This window comes from Streptococcus mitis (assembly GCF_946190115.1).
Taxonomy (GTDB): Bacteria; Bacillota; Bacilli; order Lactobacillales; family Streptococcaceae; genus Streptococcus; species Streptococcus mitis_CO.
The window spans coordinates 103047-118338 of record NZ_CAMHZG010000005.1; the positions used below are offsets into that span (position 1 = coordinate 103047).

The following is a 15292-nucleotide window of genomic DNA, read 5'->3' on the forward strand; positions in this document are numbered from 1 at the left end:
TCACTTTCCTCCTTCTGTTAAACTAAAGAAGACTTCTTCTAGTGAAGAAAGATTTTTCATCACTTCTGGTAAAGTCCCTTTTATAAGAACTTTTCCTTTATTTATGATAACTACATCATCTGTTACTGCTTCCACTTCCGATAATATATGAGATGATAGCAAGACTGTCTTCCCTTCTTGAGCTTGTTTTTTTATAAATTCTCTAAACCACCGAATTCCTCTTGGATCCAACCCATTAGTCGGTTCATCCAATATCAGATATTGAGGATTTCCTAATAGAGCTGTTGCAATTCCCAAGCGTTGTCCTTCTCCTAATGATAATTTCCCAATTTTAGATTTTTTCTTATGACTAATATCCACCATATCCAAGACTTGCTCAATTCGCTGACTGGATATCCCATTACTAGCAGCAACAATTTTCAAATGTTGATAAACAGTCCGATCATCAGGAGCACCTACACTGTCAAATGAAGCTCCTACAGTTTTTAGAGGAAATTTTAATTCCTTATAAGTTTGATCTCCAATTTTAGTAAGACCAGATGTTGCTTTGTCTAATCCTAATAAAATACGTAAGGTTGAACTTTTTCCAGCTCCATTTGGACCTAGGAAAGCAGTCACTCTACCTGCTTTTGCTTCAAAGGAAATATCTTTTAAAATTTGAGTTTGCCCATATGACTTACATAAATTTTTAATGGCAATACTTTGTTCCATAGATGTTCTCCTATTCTATTTAATATTTCTAAAAGTAACTATATCTTACACATTCTTTTTCGGATTTTTTTCAGAATTTAGAGAGTAAAAAAGATTTATAGTCAATGAAAATCAAAGAGCAAACTAGGAAGCTAGCCGCAAGCTGCTCAAAACAGTGTTTTGAGGTTGTGGATAGAACTGACGAAGTCAGTAACCATACCTACGGTAAGGCGACGCTGACGTGGTTTGAAGAGATTTTCGAAGAGTATAAAATTTTGTTTTATTTAATTATATATATTTGTATAAACTTAAAAGCCCGATGTTTCCATCAGGCTTCTTTTTTATCCATGTACACGTTTCATATAGTCTTGATAACTTTCGGTATCCATGAGTTTTTTAGCGTTCTTGACGCGATCTGCTGTTGGTGGTTTAACCCCTTCGAGTGAATAAGGAATTCCCAATTCACGCCATTTGAACTCACCCATAGTGTGATAAGGCAGAATTTCAAACTTATCAACATTTTTAAGGGTCTTGACGAACTTACCAAGTTCAATCAAGTCATCATCTCTATCTGTCAATCCTGGAACTAGCACGTGGCGAATCCAGACAGGTTTTCCAATATCTGATAGATACTGGGCACAGGCCAAGATATTTTTATTGGTTTGGCTAGTTACAATCTTGTGCTGTTGTTCGTTGATTTCCTTGATATCCAAGAGGACCAAGTCAGTGACAGCCATGAGTTTGTCAAACTTCTCAAGGTAACGTGGTTTATTACGGAAAGGCAACGCACAGGTATCCAAGGTACAGTGGATTCCTTGTTCCTTAGCCTTAGTGAAGAGGGCAATCAGGAAATCAATCTGCAAGAGGGCTTCTCCTCCACTGACTGTAATCCCACCCTTATTTCCCCAGAAACCGCGGTAGCGCAAGGCCTCTGTCAAGACATCATCTACCGTCCGTTCACGTGACTTATTGGACTCCATAGCCCAAGTGTCTGGGTTGTGGCAATACTGGCAACGCATGTGACAGCCCTGCAAAAAGACAATAAAGCGAATACCAGGGCCATCTACCGCCCCAAAACTTTCTGTCGAATGCACCATTCCTGTCACTTGTCCATAATCAATTGTTTCTTCAGACATATCGTTACCTTCCTTGAAAACGTTTTATAGTTTTATTATATCATGACTTGAAGGAAAAACAAGATTTTTGCCTATTTTTTAGAAAGCAATCTGTTTTTCAATTTCATTTTCAATTACTTATCATTTTATTCTTCAAAATCAAAGCCATACAAGGTTGCAAAATAGTCCTCAGGGCGCTCTGCACGGCGGATTTGACGGGCTTTGCCTTCTTCAGTATAAAGGATTTCCGCAGAACGAAGTTTGGCGTTGTACTGGTAGCCCATTGAAAAACCGTGGGCACCTGTATCATGAATGACCAGCAAATCACCGATTTCTGTATGAGGCAGTTCGCGATTCACTGCAAATTTATCATTGTTTTCACAGAGTGAACCAACCACATCTACCACTTCAGCTGGTCCATCTGGATGGGTCACGTTAGTAATATGATGGTAAGCTCCGTACATAGCTGGACGCATGAGGTTGACTGCTGATGCATCCACACCTAGATAGGTACGGTAGGTTTTCTTCTTATGAGTGACTCTTGTAACCAAAGTACCGTGAGGTGCCAACATAAAGCGACCCAATTCTGTGAAAATCTTGACCTGCCCAAGACCTGCTGGGGTAAGAACTTCTTCATAAACCTTACGAACTCCCTCACCAATCAAGGCAATATCGTTCGGCTCTTGGTCTGGACGATAGTTGACACCAATACCGCCAGAAAGATTGATAAAGTCTAGCGAAATGCCCAACTTTTCCTTGATTTCAACAGCCAATTCAAAAAGCTGACGCGCCAACTCTGGATAATAGAGATGGGTCACGGTATTGGACGCTAGGAAGGAGTGAATCCCAAAAGTCTTGGCTCCTTTTTCCTTCAAGATGGCAAAAGCTTCAAAGAGCTGGTCCTTGGTCATACCAAACTTGGCTTCTCCAGGATTGTCCATAATGTCTGTCCCCAGTTCAAAAACGCCTCCAGGATTGTAACGACAAGAGATAATTTCTGGAATGCCTGCTGCACGCTCTAGATGTTCAATATCTTCAAAGGCATCCAAATTAATGGTCGCACCCAATTCACGCGCATAGGCATATTCCTTATCTGGCGTATTGTTTGAAGAGAACATGATCTCATAACCTGGAAAATCCAGTTTATGGCTCATCAAAAGCTCCACATAACTAGAGCAGTCCACTCCACAACCTTCCTCTTGAAGAATTTTTAAAATAGCTGGAGTTGGAGTAGCCTTAACTGCAAAATATTCCTTAAAGCCCTTGTTCCACGAAAAGGCTTTGTTGACGGCTCTTGCCTTTTCACGAATTCCCTTCTCATCATACAAGTGAAAGGGAGTGGGGAACTCGACAACAATCTTTTCTAAGTCTTCTTTATTGATAAATGGTGTTTTCATAAGTTTCCTTCTATTCTATTTGCAAAGAAAGGCTGGGACAATCGTTCCAACCTCTAGTTATATTTCTTATTTATCTTCGTCAAAGATATTACCAACCTCAACATCGATGGCTTGATTCTTGACATCAATATTGGTTACCTTCAAGAGTGACTTGTAGTCAAACTGCTTTTCACGTTCTTCTTGGGCATTATCCGCAAAGACGGCTACACCTGCTAATTCTGAATCGAACTCACGCAAGAGACTGATCATCCCGTTGACAGTTCCGCCGCCTTTCAAGAAGTCATCCACAATCAAGACACGGCTTCCTGCCTTGAGACTACGTTTTGAAAGGAACATTTTCTCAATGCGGTCACCACTTGAACCGGATACATAGTTGACGCTGACAGTTGAACCTTCGGTAATTTTCAAGTCACGGCGCACAATAACAAAGGGAACATTGAGGACATTGGCAACTGCATTTGCAAGTGGAACACCTTTAGTCGCTACAGTCATAACGGCATCAATTTTTTGGTCCATAAAGCTTTTGGCAATAATGCGACCAATATTTTTCAAGATAGCTGGGGTGCTAAGCAAATCAGACAAATAGATATAACCACCTGGCAAGATACGGTCACTTTCTGACAACTTGGCACGCAAGTCCTCAACCATTTCCTTGGCATCATGGCTTGAGATTGATGGTGTGAAAATAACACCACCACCAGCACCAGTTACTGTCTGGATATGACCGATTTCGATTTCCTCAAAGGCTCGTTTGATAATCACGATATCTTCTGAGATGGATGATTTAGCAGATTCATACTTTTCAGCAAAAGTATTGAGACTAGTTAGTTTATAAGGATTATTAATCAAATAGTTGGAAATGACAACCATCCGATCACTTCTTCTTAATTTCATTTCTATTTCCTATTCCATTTTTATTCAAAAAATCAAAAAGCAAACTAGAAAGCTGGTCGCTGACGATTCAAAACACTGTTTTGAGGTTGTCGATAGAACTGACAAAGTCTGTAATATACCTACATATACGACAAGGCGATGTTACCCTAGTTTGAAGAGATTTTAGAAGAGTATTCATTTTTGTCTTTTACTTATTATACCATATTCACATAAAAAAACGAACATTCTTGTCCTAAAAAATGCTCATTTTTCTTAAATTATTAATCTAAATCTGGTTTATAGAAGGAACGATTGTCCATAGCGAAGATTTTATTGGTCATCTCTCCCTTATCCACCAAAGCCAGAGCTGTTGACATCATCATCATGCTTGCATCCAGATTATCAATCATATGGATAATCTCTGCTTCCATAATGCGTGGACGGACTGGACTTCCATACTCAAGTAAGCCGTGGTGACTAAGGATGACGTGACGAAGCAGAACGACTTCTTCCTTGGTATCATCAATACCGAGTTCCATAACTGTCTTGGTAATTTCGCTATCAATTAGAGCGATATGTCCAAGAAGATTACCTCGTACTGTATACTCAGTCTGGTCTGGTCCCGTCAACTCGATAACTTTAGCCAAGTCATGCAGCATAATCCCCGCATAAAGCAGGCTCTTATTGAGCTGAGGATAGATCTCGCTAATGGCATCTGCCAAACGTACCATGGTCGCCGTATGATAAGCCAAACCCGTTTCAAAGGCATGGTGATTAGTCTTGGCAGCGGGATAAGAATAGAATTCCTTATCATACTTGGTGTAGAGATTTCGGACAATTCGTTGCCAGACAGGATTTTCAATTTTGAAAATCATTTGCGACATGTAGTCACGAATTTCCTTGACATCAACTGGTGACTTGACCTTGAAATCAGCTGGATCATTGGGTTCACCAGGTTGAGGCAGGCGGAGAGTAATTTGATTGACTTGAGGAGTGTTGTTATAAACTTCTCGACGCCCTTTCATGTGAACAACCTTACCTGCTGTAAAGGCCTCAACGTTATGAGGTTGGGCATCCCAGAGCTTCCCATCAATCTCGCCACTATCATCTTGGAAGGTAAAGGCTAGGTAGTTTTTCCCAGCTCGAGTTTGCCTCAGGTCAGCTGATTTGATTAGGTAAAAGCCTTCAAACAGCTCATCTTTTTTCATGTGACTAATCTTCATATTCTTCCTCATTTTCTTGGAAATGGAGTAGATCAAGCGCAGGCTCACCTTCTGACAACTCAATGTGACGGAGCGTCCGCTCGATAGCTGTAGTGCGACGGTTTAATAGTTCATCAATATTGCCAGAGGCATGTTGGAGGTGTTTCTGTGCCTTGACCAGAATGCCACCAAACTTGCCAAACTCGGTCTTAACGCTAGCAAGGGTCTTACTGATATGGTCGGCACTCTTTTGGATATTGAGAGTTTTGAAGCCAACTGATAGGGAATTGAGGAGAGCTGATAGGGTACTTGGACCTGCGACAATAATCTGCTCCTCCCGTCTCAAGTCATCAAAGAAGACCGGATTGCGAACAATCTCTGAATAAAGACCTTCTGTCGGAACAAACAAAACTCCAAAATTGGTCGTCCGAGGCGGTGCTATGTACTTGTTCCTGATATCCTTGGCAAAGCGCTTGACGCTTGCTAGGAGCGACTTGCGACAGCGTTCAATCTCATCCTTATCACCTGCTTCATAGGCTTCTTCTAAGCGATAATAATCTGCCAGTGGAAACTTGGAGTCAATCGGTAAGTAGACATATTCCTGGTCACCCTGTCCAGGCAACTTAATGGCATACTCCACTCGTTCACTAGAGTTTTCAACCGTTGCGTATTCTCGTTCATACTGGGCAGGAGTCATGATATCTTCGATGATTTGCCCCAGTTGCAATTCACCCAGAATACCTCGCGTTTTGGTTCCAGAGAGAACCTTGTTGAGGGCTCCGACATCGCGGGCAACTGTCTGCATTTCTCCAAGGCCACGATTGACAGACTCTAGTTGCTTGGAAACTGTCTCAAAGGAGGCCTGCAAGCGTGTCTGCAAGGTCTTTTCTAACTTTTCCTCGACTGTCTGGCGCATTTGTTCCAAACGTTGCTCATTGGATTCCTGTAAGGCTTGGAGACGTTGGTCAGTCTTATCCCTGGTTTGGAGGAGATTCTCAGTCATTTCTTGACGGACTTGCGTCAGACCTTGGTGCAACTCGATTCGAACTTCTTGCAAACGGTCGCTGACAGCTACTTCCAAGTCTTTTTGATCTAACTGACTGGCTTGTCTGGCTTGTTCAAAACGGTAATCCAACTGGTCTGACAAGTGATCTGCCTGATCCTCCAAGCTCTTGCTGAGATGTTTTTCCTGCTTATCCTGCCTCTGCCAAATCAGAAAGAGTCCAGCTAGGTTGACAATCAATAATAGAACAAGTAAACTTTCCATCTTACCTCCTGTCCTTACTATGTAGTACGACCACATAGCCATCTGGGCAAGTCACCGAAACTTCCCTATCTATATATTCGTTAGAAGCGTACACTTTTTTAAAGAAAAAATTTTCCTCTGTCAACTCATACTTGGCTCCAAGAATGGTCAGCTGGCTATCCCGAACTGGCATAAAGGCTAGATAGTCGTAGTCTGAACGGGGATGTAGCTGACTAGTTCCTTCTGGACAATAGGCAATCAAGTTTTGCCCATCCTCAATCGCTATCTGACGCATATAGGGCGCCAACTTGGGATTGCTGGGCAGAAAGACATTAGCCAACATGTGATCAATACGACCACCCAAAGCACCAAAAATAGTAACTTGAGCCTGAGGATTGTTCTCAAAAATAGTCAAGAGAGCCAATTCCAGATCTGTATCATCCTTTTCTGGTCGGGCTTGGACAAAATGCTGGGCACGTTTTTGAATCACCTGTCGCTCTTCTTCGGTCACAGAATCAAAATCTCCAACCGCTAGAGCAAGAGGTAGATTTTCTTCCAAGACCCAGAGCGATCCTCGATCCACACCGACAAAACTATCAAAGTCCGTCCGATAATGACCACGGTCTCCGCCTGCAAAAACGGCAACCCTAGTCCAGTTGTTTTCTGAGAGTTTGTACTCGCTCATTGACATCTCCCTTAAAGACATAGGAACCTGCTACAAAAACGGTCGCACCAGCTTCTTTGGCTTGAGCAATAGTTTGGCCATCAATCCCACCATCAACTTCAATCTCAAATTTCAAACCTTTTTCATCACGAAGCGCAACCAACTCACGGACCTTATCCATTGTCTCTGGTAGAAAGGCCTGCCCACCGAAGCCAGGGTTAACTGTCATGACTAAAACTTGGTCAACTAGATGAAGGACATGCTTAATCGCCTCGACAGGCGTACCAGGATTGATAACGACTGAAGGTTTAACACCGAGTGAACGAATTTTTTGAAGGGCACCATGAATATGAGGCGTTGCTTCCACATGGATGCTGATGATATCCGCACCTGCACGCGCAAAGTCTTCTAAATGATGCTCTGGATTAGCTACCATCAAGTGGCAGTCAAAGACCATCTTGCTATGAGGACGAAGAGATTCGACCACACCCGCACCAAAACTGATTTGCGGTACAAAATGACCATCCATGATGTCGATATGTGCATATTCTGCCCCAGTTGCTTCTAGGCGTTTGATTTCACGTTCAAAGTTGGCATAATCTGCTGCCAGAATTGACGGAGCAATCTTGTATTGAGACATAGGTTTCTCCTTATTTTGGAATTTTTTTGCTGACTTTTTTATAAGTTTCTCTGCTATTTTCAATCTCACTGAAAAATTGCAGGTAGTTGTCAAAACGGAAGGTGGCAATAACACCTTCTTCAACTGCTGGCTTGACCGCACAGGACGGCTCATGGGTATGGGTACAAGTACGGAACTTACAGTCTCGACTGACACTAGCAATCTCTGGAAAGGCCTGATTGAGGTCTTCAGCCGTTGACACTTCATAGTCCAAGGATGAAAATCCCGGTGTATCTGCGATTTTACCCCCATTGAGGTTGTAAAAACTAACAGCTCGAGTAGTGTGGCGCCCACGACCCAGACTATCTGAAATTTCTCCCGTTTCAAGATTGAGGTCTGGTGCGATTTTATTGAGAAGAGTTGATTTCCCAACACCTGTCTGCCCCATAAAGACCGTAACCTTACCTGTTAACAAAGGAAGGAGTCCCTCTTTACTGGTCACAAAGTCGTAGCCGATATCACCATAAGTCTGTTCATAAAAATCCAGTTCTTCCCTATCTTCCAACAAATCCATTTTAGAAATATAAACGATGGGATGGATGTCCTTGTGCTCCAAAAGAACCAAGAAACGATCCAACAAATTGCTGTTAAAATCAGGTTCCTTGACAGACATGATCACCACAGCTTGGTCAATATTGACAATGGGCGGACGGACCAGACTGTTTTTTCGTTCATGAATCTTGAGGATATAGCCTTCTGAATTTTCCTCGGCAGAAAAGTCGACTAAATCCCCAACGTAGGGAGTATGGCCTTTTTTACGGAAATTCCCACGCGCGCGTGTTTGATAGACCTGGCCATCACTCTCTACATAGTAGAAGCCTGCCAAGGCCTTAATAATTTGTCCCTGCATCTTAGAGTCCTTGCCCTTTAAGCGCGTCTGCTAGGCTGGCAAATTCTGCCAAGCTGAGAGCTTCCCCACGCACACTTGGTGACAAACCTGCTTGGTCCAAGGCCTTGGTCAGCTTGTCCTTGACTTCTTCGGTCTTACCAAAGTAACCTGTCAGGTTATTCCATAAGGTCTTGCGACGATGAGTGAAACTTGCCTTGGAAACCTTAAAGAATAAGTTCTCATCTTCTACTGCTACAGCTGGCTCTGGACGACGCACCATTTTCAAAATGGCTGAGTCCACATTTGGCGCTGGCACAAAGACCGTACGAGGTACGATAAAGGCAACCTTTGCCGTCATGTAGTACTGAACCGCAATCGACAAGCTACCATAAGCCTTGGTATTCGGTTGAGCGGAAATGCGGTCAGCTACCTCTTTTTGCATCATGACCACAAACTCACTAAAAGGAATGCCACTTTCGATCAAGTGCATGAGAATAGGCGTTGTGATGTAGTAAGGCAAATTAGCCACTACCTTGATTGGCAGGTCAGGATTTTTGAAATTCTGGATATGTTGCGCCAAGTCAACCTTGAGAATGTCCTCGTTGACCACGGTCACATTATCAAAATCACGCAAGGTATCTGCCAAAATCGGCACCAAACGGTGGTCAATCTCAAAGGCCATGACCTCTGCTGCACGCTCAGCCAGAAACTCCGTCAAGGCACCAATCCCTGGCCCGATTTCGATGACATTAACCTGGTCATCAATTTCAGCCGTATCCACGATTTTTTGAAGAATATTGGTATCCGTCAAGAAATTTTGCCCGAAGGACTTTTTAAAGGTAAAACCGTGACGCTCCAGCACTGCCTTGGTCACGCTATAATCTGCAATTCTCATCTATTCTCTTTTCTATTATCTGTTACTACTATTGTAACACATTCCCCTTACATTTGGGGTCTGCTTAACTATTCTCATAAGATTTCATAGCTTCTTCCACTTCTGCTAAAGTAACCCCAAACAACTCCAACCGCTTGAGCAGCTGTTTTCCATTGGAATAGCCAATTCGGAGAGCCTCTCCTAGATATTCTCGTCGCTTACGGCTATCTGCCCCTGCTAGAAAACCAAGGCGAATCAAGTCTCTACGACTGATGTCAAACTGACTCTCATGTTCAAATTGTTCTGTCACCTGAGCTAGAGCTGTTTTCAAATCTTCATAACTGGCATGCTCTATTCCTAGGGAACGTCCCTTGGTCTTGGACTTGGGAACAGCTTCATCTCGTTTGAGGAAGGCATGCTGAACTGTTGGAATGGCCGTCATAATCATGCGACGAATCCGCTCCCCATTAAAATCTGGGTCTGTAAAGACAATGATTCCATGACGTTGGTGCAGGCGCTGAATCCGCTCTATATCCCGGTCATTGATGGCAGAACCTCGTGTCTCATAGGTCTCTACATCGAAGTAACGTTTGATATTGGCCGTATCATCACGACCTTCAACCACGATGACTTGGGAAATTTTTTCTTTCATTACTTGCTGTCCAATCCAAAAATTCGCTCTGCATTTGCAGTCGTTGCCGCTGCCAGCTCTTCTGCCGTCATCCCACGCAAGGGAGCAATAAAGTCCACCACATAGCGAGTATAGGCTGTTTTATTTTCACGACCACGCTTGGGTACAGGTGCTAAGTAGGGCGCATCCGTTTCCACTAAAATCTTGTCCAAAGGAAGTTCTCTAGCAACTTCTTGGATATCGGTTGCCTTCTTAAAAGTCACCACTCCTGAAAAGGAAATGGTCATGCCAAGCTCGACAAACTTCTCTGCCCATTCAAGAGTTCCTGAGAAAGAATGCATAATACCACCACGAGGACCAACTCCCTCACTTTTGATAATCTCATAGGTATCTTCCAGCGCATCACGGGTATGGACAACAAAAGGCAAATCCAAGTCCTTAGATAGCTGAATCTGACGGCGAAAAACCTGCTCCTGCACCTCTTTGGGCGCTGTCATCCAATGATAATCCAAACCAATCTCACCTAAAGCAACAACCTTGGGATGCTTGAGCTTATCAAGTAAGTAATCTTCAATCTCCTCTGTGTAAGTCCCTGCCTCTGTCGGATGCCAACCAATAGTCGCGTAAAGTTGGTCATACTCATCTACCAACTCCAAGGCACGCTCTATCGTCGGTTGATCAAAACCCACAATATTCATCTGTGTCACACCCATCTCAGTGGCCAAGGCAATTTCTTCTGCCTCACGTCCAGCAAATTCTTCTACATTCAAGTGTGTATGTGTATCAAAAATCATCTCTTCTAACCTCGTTTTCTATCTTCTATTATACCAAAAAAACTGACCTCTCTCCTCATCTGAAAAAAATATTCTAAAACCCATTATCATCTCTTGACGCTCTTTTTCCAAAGCAGTATAATAGCACTTATTGAAATTTTCAGAAAAGGAAAATACCATGTTTACAAAGTTAAAACAGACCTTTATAGGCCGTCCTCTTAAGTCCTTAACCGAAGGCGAGGGAGGTCTGCTGGGAAAAATGCAGGCACTGGCCATGTTGTCAAGCGACGCTCTGTCCTCCATTGCCTATGGACCTGAGCAAGTAGTCCTCGTCTTGGCTAGCCTCTCTCCTCTAGCTATATGGTGGAGCCTTCCTATCGGCCTTTTTGTCCTCCTACTTCTGGCCAGCCTGACCGTTTCCTACCGTCAAATCATCCACGCCTATCCTCAAGGAGGAGGGGCCTATATGGTTACTCGAGAAAATCTATCTCCCCAACTTGGCTTGATCGCTGGAGGTAGTCTGCTGGTTGACTACATGCTGACTGTGGCAGTATCGGTATCATCTGGAGCGGACGCTATCACAGCAGCTCTCCCTGCCCTCCACCCTTACAACCTTCACATCTCCATTTTTCTGGTTTGCTTGCTTATGCTTTTGAACTTACGGGGCTTGAAAGAATCTGCCAGCTCACTGATGATTCCTGTCTATCTCTTTATCATCAGTACTGTCTTTCTCTTGCTCTATGGAATTTTTCAACTAGTGACAGGTTCTCTCAGCTATCAGGCAACTTCTCCTATCGGGCATGCTGTACCGAGTCTGTCTATCGTTCTCATTCTAAGAGCCTTTACCAGTGGTTCTGCCTCTCTGACAGGGGTTGAAGCTATTTCAAATGCCGTTCCTTTTTTCAAGGCTCCTAAAGAAAAGAATGCTGCTCAGACCTTGACCATCATGGCCTTGATTTTAGGTTTTCTTTTTGCTGGAATCACCTTCCTAAACTACTGGATGGGGATTATGCCTCAACACGGAGAGACTATTCTTTCGCAGATGGCTCAAGGCATCCTTGGCACTTCCTTCTTTGGCCACCTTGGCTATTATATCTTCCAATTCTCCACAGCCTTAATTTTGGCCGTAGCTGCAAATACTGGCTTTTCGGCCTTCCCTATGCTGGCTTACAATATGGCTAAAAACAAATACATGCCCCATCTCTTTATGGAAAAAGGAGACCGCCTAGGCTACTCTAATGGAATTTTAACTCTGGCATTTGGGGCTATGATTCTTCTTCTCATTTTTAATGGCAATACCGAACGTTTGATTCCCCTTTATACTATCGGGGTCTTCGTTCCCTTTGCCCTTTCTCAGACTGGGATGATTCGCCATTGGAAAAAGGAAAAAGGAGCCAACTTCTTAAAACCAGCTCTTGCCAATATCCTTGGGGCAATCATTTGCTACGCGATTGTACTAATCTTGCTCTTTTTCCGTCTCAGTGATATCTGGCCTTTCTTCCCGATTATTCTCGTACTCACTCTACTCTTCTTGGCGATTCACAGTCATTACCAAAAAGTGGCCCAACAACTGCGACTCTATGAAGGAATCGAAAAACGTACCTACGATGGCAATCTTGTCCTCGTCCTAGTAGGAAATGTTACCCGAGTTAGCGTCGGAGCCATTAACTACGCTCAAAGTATCGGTGACGAAGTCTTAGCCATGCACATTTCTACTAAGGAAACAGCAGAAAAAGACCAAGAAATTCTCCAAGAATTTGTCGATTACTTCCCAACCATTACTCTGAAAAATATCAAGACCAGCTACCGCGACATCATCACCCCTACTGTCAAGTATGTCAAACGAATCTCTGAGGATGCCCAGAAAAAGAACTATACAGTCACTGTCCTAGTACCCCAGTTTATCCCTAATAAACCTTGGCAGAATATCCTACACAATCAGATGAGTCTCAAACTCAAATATGCCCTCCGTTGGCACCAAGACGTCGTTGTCGCTAGCTACTCTTACCACTTAAAAGAATAAAGAAAAGGCCCTACCAGAAGCAAGAAGCGTCTGGTAAGGCCTTTTTCTGAATCCAGCCACTATGCTTATACTCAATGAAAATCAAAGAGCAAACTAGGAAGCTAGCCGCAGGCTGCTCAAAGCACTGCTTTGAGGTCGTAGATGAAACTGACGAAGTCAGCTCAAAACACTGTTTTGAGGTTGCAGATAGAACTGACGAAGTCAGTAACCATATATACGGTAAGGCAACGCTGACGTGGTTTGAAGAGATTTTCGAAGAGTATTAACTGAAAAGCGTGACTAGGAATATCATTGAATGTGGTTAGCTAAATCTTCCTGAGCTTTTTTATTTGACTCAGCTTTTTCTTTCAGCCATTTTTCATAGAGTTCTTGGTACTGTTTAGCAGTTACTGCCTCTTTTTGCAATTCAACATATTTGTAGTTGTCAGCATTTCCTTTATTCCCAACGAATGAGAATGGGCCTGTAAACGGTACAGTCTTACGGAAGATTGGGTTAGCTCCACCACTTTGAACTGGTAGGAAGAGGGCGCTATCTGTCAACCAAGCTTGGGCTTCAGCATATTTTTCATAGCGAGCTTGAGTATCTGTGATTTCCGCATCAGCCTGATCCAAGAGTTTCTTGTAGTCAGCAAGACCAATCTTATCCTTGACTTCCTTGTCTTTTCCTTCAGACAAGCCCATGTTTTTCAGCTGAGAACCTGTCTCTGGATCAAGGATGGCTAGGTAAGTCTTAGGATCTGAGTAATCTCCACCCCATCCTGAGATGTCGATATCGTAGTCTTTTTGTTCTGCTGTATCTGCAAAGTAGGTTGCCTGGTCTTTTTCATCTGGAGAAAGTTGGATAACGTCGATAACTACATTCTCCTTACCAAGGGTTTCTTCCACTGTCTGTTTGAACGATCCAGCCTGTTGCACATCTAATTTAGCAGTCTGGTCAACTGGCATATCCAAATGAATTGGGAAGGTTACTCCCTGTGCTTGCAGACTTTCTTTGGCCTTCGCAAACTTCTCTTTGGCCTTTTCAGGATTCAAGAAGGCTTGCTTACCATCGTTTAGGTTGATATTTGCCCAATCTTTACCGTAGTTGACAATTTTCTCATTGACAATGTCACCGAAGTTCTTATCGCCAACTTGAACAAAGTTACTTGGTGTAATCGTATTACGCAAGATACGGTCTGCTCCATCTTCACCATTTGTCTGCGCTGCATAGGCATGACGGTCAAAGGCAAAGTTGATAGCCTGACGGAAATCTTTATTTTGCATAGCTGCGCGTGAATCTGTCTTTTCCTTATCAGACTGTTTCATAGTTTGCTTGTAGCTTTGACGATTCACGTTGAAAAGATAATAGAAAGTAACTGAGTTTTGCGGTGTATAGGTAATCTTGTCCTCATTTCCCTTCTTGAGTTCAGCAAAGACTGAGCTTGTTGGGAAGATACGGCCATCAGTATAGTTACCATCCAAGAAACCTCTAGCAATGCTGTCTTGGTCAGAACCGTCAAAGAAAGAGAGTTTCACTTTCTCAATTTTGACCTTGTCCTTATCCCAGTAATTAGGGTTTTTATCAAACTCAATCAAAGATTTTGATGAGAAAGATTTAAACAAGTAAGGACCATTTGACAAGATACTTGATGGTGTTACACTTCCAAAGTCATCTCCCTTAGACTTCAAGAAGGCTTCATTTACAGGATTAAGGATACTTGCTGTTGTTTTAGAGTTCCAATAAGTCTCAGGTTGGTTGAGGGTGTATTGTAGAGTGTAATCATCCACTGCCTTAACACCAACAGTTCCAAAATCGGATGATTGTCCTTCAACATAGTCTGCTAGCCCCTTGATAGAGTCTTGTACCAAGTACAAATTTTCAGCCTTTTTATCAGCCGCATACTTGAGACCAGTCACAAAGTCATGAGCTGTTACGTCCGCATACTCTTCTCCTTCAGAAGTGTACCATTTAGCTCCCTGACGGATCTTATAAGTGTAGGTCAAGCCATCTTTTGACACCGTCCATGACTCAGCCATAGATGGAATGAGATTGCCATACTGGTCATTTTCCAACAAACCATCAATCAAGTTGGTTGTGATACTAGATGTAGAGTCTCGTGTAGAGGTAATGTAATCCAAGGTATCAGGGTTGCTGACAAAGATATAAGAGTATGTCTTGTCTGCATTGCTTGATTGGGATGACCCGCATGCCGCTAGAGCTAGACCTGCTGTCAAAGCCATAGCTCCAAAAAGCATAACTTTTGATTTCTTCATGATTATTCTCCATTTTTTACAGTATGTGAAATATTATACACTA

Annotated in this window: 14 protein-coding genes; 1 reads left to right on the plus strand and 13 read right to left on the minus strand. The window is 42.9% G+C overall.

Annotation, left to right across the window (positions count from 1 at the left end; translation table 11 throughout):
• From N8L90_RS04080 to N8L90_RS04135, 12 genes are all read right to left on the minus strand, one after another.
• Complete coding sequence (locus N8L90_RS04080; RefSeq protein ID WP_261024282.1) at positions 1 to 711, minus strand: ABC transporter ATP-binding protein; 711 nt, start codon at positions 709 to 711, stop codon at positions 1 to 3.
• 320 nt (positions 712 to 1031) lie between these two features.
• On the minus strand, positions 1032 to 1826 hold the full coding sequence (gene pflA, locus N8L90_RS04085; protein ID WP_261024284.1) for a pyruvate formate-lyase-activating protein: 795 nt from the start codon (positions 1824 to 1826) through the stop codon (positions 1032 to 1034).
• 125 nt (positions 1827 to 1951) lie between these two features.
• Positions 1952 to 3202 (minus strand): diaminopimelate decarboxylase, encoded by a 1251-nt coding sequence (locus tag N8L90_RS04090; RefSeq protein WP_261024285.1) that lies wholly within the window; start codon positions 3200 to 3202, stop codon positions 1952 to 1954.
• Between the two features lie 66 nt (positions 3203 to 3268).
• Entirely contained in the window at positions 3269 to 4096 is an 828-nt protein-coding gene (gene purR / locus N8L90_RS04095; protein ID WP_004238844.1) for a pur operon repressor, read from the minus strand.
• A gap of 260 nt (positions 4097 to 4356) precedes the next feature.
• The gene (locus tag N8L90_RS04100; RefSeq protein ID WP_261024287.1) at positions 4357 to 5298 is read right to left on the minus strand and encodes a 3'-5' exoribonuclease YhaM family protein; all 942 of its coding nucleotides are present in this window, start codon (positions 5296 to 5298) and stop codon (positions 4357 to 4359) included.
• The gene (locus N8L90_RS04105; protein ID WP_261024291.1) at positions 5288 to 6544 is read right to left on the minus strand and encodes a DNA recombination protein RmuC; all 1257 of its coding nucleotides are present in this window, start codon (positions 6542 to 6544) and stop codon (positions 5288 to 5290) included. The genes N8L90_RS04100 and N8L90_RS04105 overlap by 11 nt, the downstream gene beginning before the upstream one ends.
• A 1-nt stretch (position 6545) precedes the next feature.
• Complete coding sequence (locus N8L90_RS04110; protein ID WP_049535574.1) at positions 6546 to 7208, minus strand: thiamine diphosphokinase; 663 nt, start codon at positions 7206 to 7208, stop codon at positions 6546 to 6548.
• The gene (gene rpe / locus N8L90_RS04115; RefSeq protein ID WP_261024293.1) at positions 7171 to 7827 is read right to left on the minus strand and encodes a ribulose-phosphate 3-epimerase; all 657 of its coding nucleotides are present in this window, start codon (positions 7825 to 7827) and stop codon (positions 7171 to 7173) included. Before rpe ends, N8L90_RS04110 begins: the two co-directional genes overlap by 38 nt.
• A gap of 10 nt (positions 7828 to 7837) precedes the next feature.
• Complete coding sequence (rsgA, locus tag N8L90_RS04120; protein ID WP_101786120.1) at positions 7838 to 8716, minus strand: ribosome small subunit-dependent GTPase A; 879 nt, start codon at positions 8714 to 8716, stop codon at positions 7838 to 7840.
• A 1-nt stretch (position 8717) separates the two neighbouring features.
• Positions 8718 to 9590, minus strand: coding sequence for a 16S rRNA (adenine(1518)-N(6)/adenine(1519)-N(6))-dimethyltransferase RsmA (rsmA, locus tag N8L90_RS04125; RefSeq protein ID WP_138707080.1), 873 nt, complete (start codon positions 9588 to 9590; stop codon positions 8718 to 8720).
• 64 nt (positions 9591 to 9654) lie between these two features.
• Positions 9655 to 10221: a ribonuclease M5 gene (rnmV, locus tag N8L90_RS04130; RefSeq protein WP_219967229.1), complete on the minus strand. Its 567-nt coding sequence runs from the start codon at positions 10219 to 10221 to the stop codon at positions 9655 to 9657.
• Positions 10221 to 10994, minus strand: coding sequence for a TatD family hydrolase (locus tag N8L90_RS04135; protein ID WP_219967230.1), 774 nt, complete (start codon positions 10992 to 10994; stop codon positions 10221 to 10223). The genes rnmV and N8L90_RS04135 overlap by 1 nt, the downstream gene beginning before the upstream one ends.
• A gap of 157 nt (positions 10995 to 11151) precedes the next feature.
• Between N8L90_RS04135 and N8L90_RS04140 the strand changes: the two genes are divergently transcribed.
• Complete coding sequence (locus N8L90_RS04140) at positions 11152 to 12996, plus strand: APC family permease (protein ID WP_261024300.1); 1845 nt, start codon at positions 11152 to 11154, stop codon at positions 12994 to 12996.
• A 288-nt stretch (positions 12997 to 13284) separates the two neighbouring features.
• On the opposite strand, the gene N8L90_RS04145 is transcribed toward N8L90_RS04140, so the two are convergent.
• Positions 13285 to 15249 carry a peptide ABC transporter substrate-binding protein gene (locus N8L90_RS04145; RefSeq protein WP_261024302.1) on the minus strand — a complete coding sequence of 655 codons (1965 nt, stop codon included), beginning with the start codon at positions 15247 to 15249 and terminating at the stop codon, positions 13285 to 13287.
• Between the last annotated feature and the right edge of the window lie 43 nt (positions 15250 to 15292).

Bases quoted from the DNA above. Each gene is read 5' to 3' on its own strand.
- rsgA (WP_101786120.1), bottom strand. From the start codon at position 8,716: ATGCAGGGACAAATTATTAAGGCCTTGGCAGGCTTCTACTATGTAGAG.
- N8L90_RS04100 (WP_261024287.1), bottom strand. From the start codon at position 5,298: ATGAAGATTAGTCACATGAAAAAAGATGAGCTGTTTGAAGGCTTTTAC.
- N8L90_RS04080 (WP_261024282.1), bottom strand. From the start codon at position 711: ATGGAACAAAGTATTGCCATTAAAAATTTATGTAAGTCATATGGGCAA.
- N8L90_RS04135 (WP_219967230.1), bottom strand. From the start codon at position 10,994: ATGATTTTTGATACACATACACACTTGAATGTAGAAGAATTTGCTGGA.
- rpe (WP_261024293.1), bottom strand. From the start codon at position 7,827: ATGTCTCAATACAAGATTGCTCCGTCAATTCTGGCAGCAGATTATGCC.
- rnmV (WP_219967229.1), bottom strand. From the start codon at position 10,221: ATGAAAGAAAAAATTTCCCAAGTCATCGTGGTTGAAGGTCGTGATGAT.
- N8L90_RS04145 (WP_261024302.1), bottom strand. From the start codon at position 15,249: ATGAAGAAATCAAAAGTTATGCTTTTTGGAGCTATGGCTTTGACAGCA.
- purR (WP_004238844.1), bottom strand. From the start codon at position 4,096: ATGAAATTAAGAAGAAGTGATCGGATGGTTGTCATTTCCAACTATTTG.
- rsmA (WP_138707080.1), bottom strand. From the start codon at position 9,590: ATGAGAATTGCAGATTATAGCGTGACCAAGGCAGTGCTGGAGCGTCAC.
- N8L90_RS04090 (WP_261024285.1), bottom strand. From the start codon at position 3,202: ATGAAAACACCATTTATCAATAAAGAAGACTTAGAAAAGATTGTTGTC.
- N8L90_RS04110 (WP_049535574.1), bottom strand. From the start codon at position 7,208: ATGAGCGAGTACAAACTCTCAGAAAACAACTGGACTAGGGTTGCCGTT.
- N8L90_RS04140 (WP_261024300.1), top strand. From the start codon at position 11,152: ATGTTTACAAAGTTAAAACAGACCTTTATAGGCCGTCCTCTTAAGTCC.
- N8L90_RS04105 (WP_261024291.1), bottom strand. From the start codon at position 6,544: ATGGAAAGTTTACTTGTTCTATTATTGATTGTCAACCTAGCTGGACTC.
- pflA (WP_261024284.1), bottom strand. From the start codon at position 1,826: ATGTCTGAAGAAACAATTGATTATGGACAAGTGACAGGAATGGTGCAT.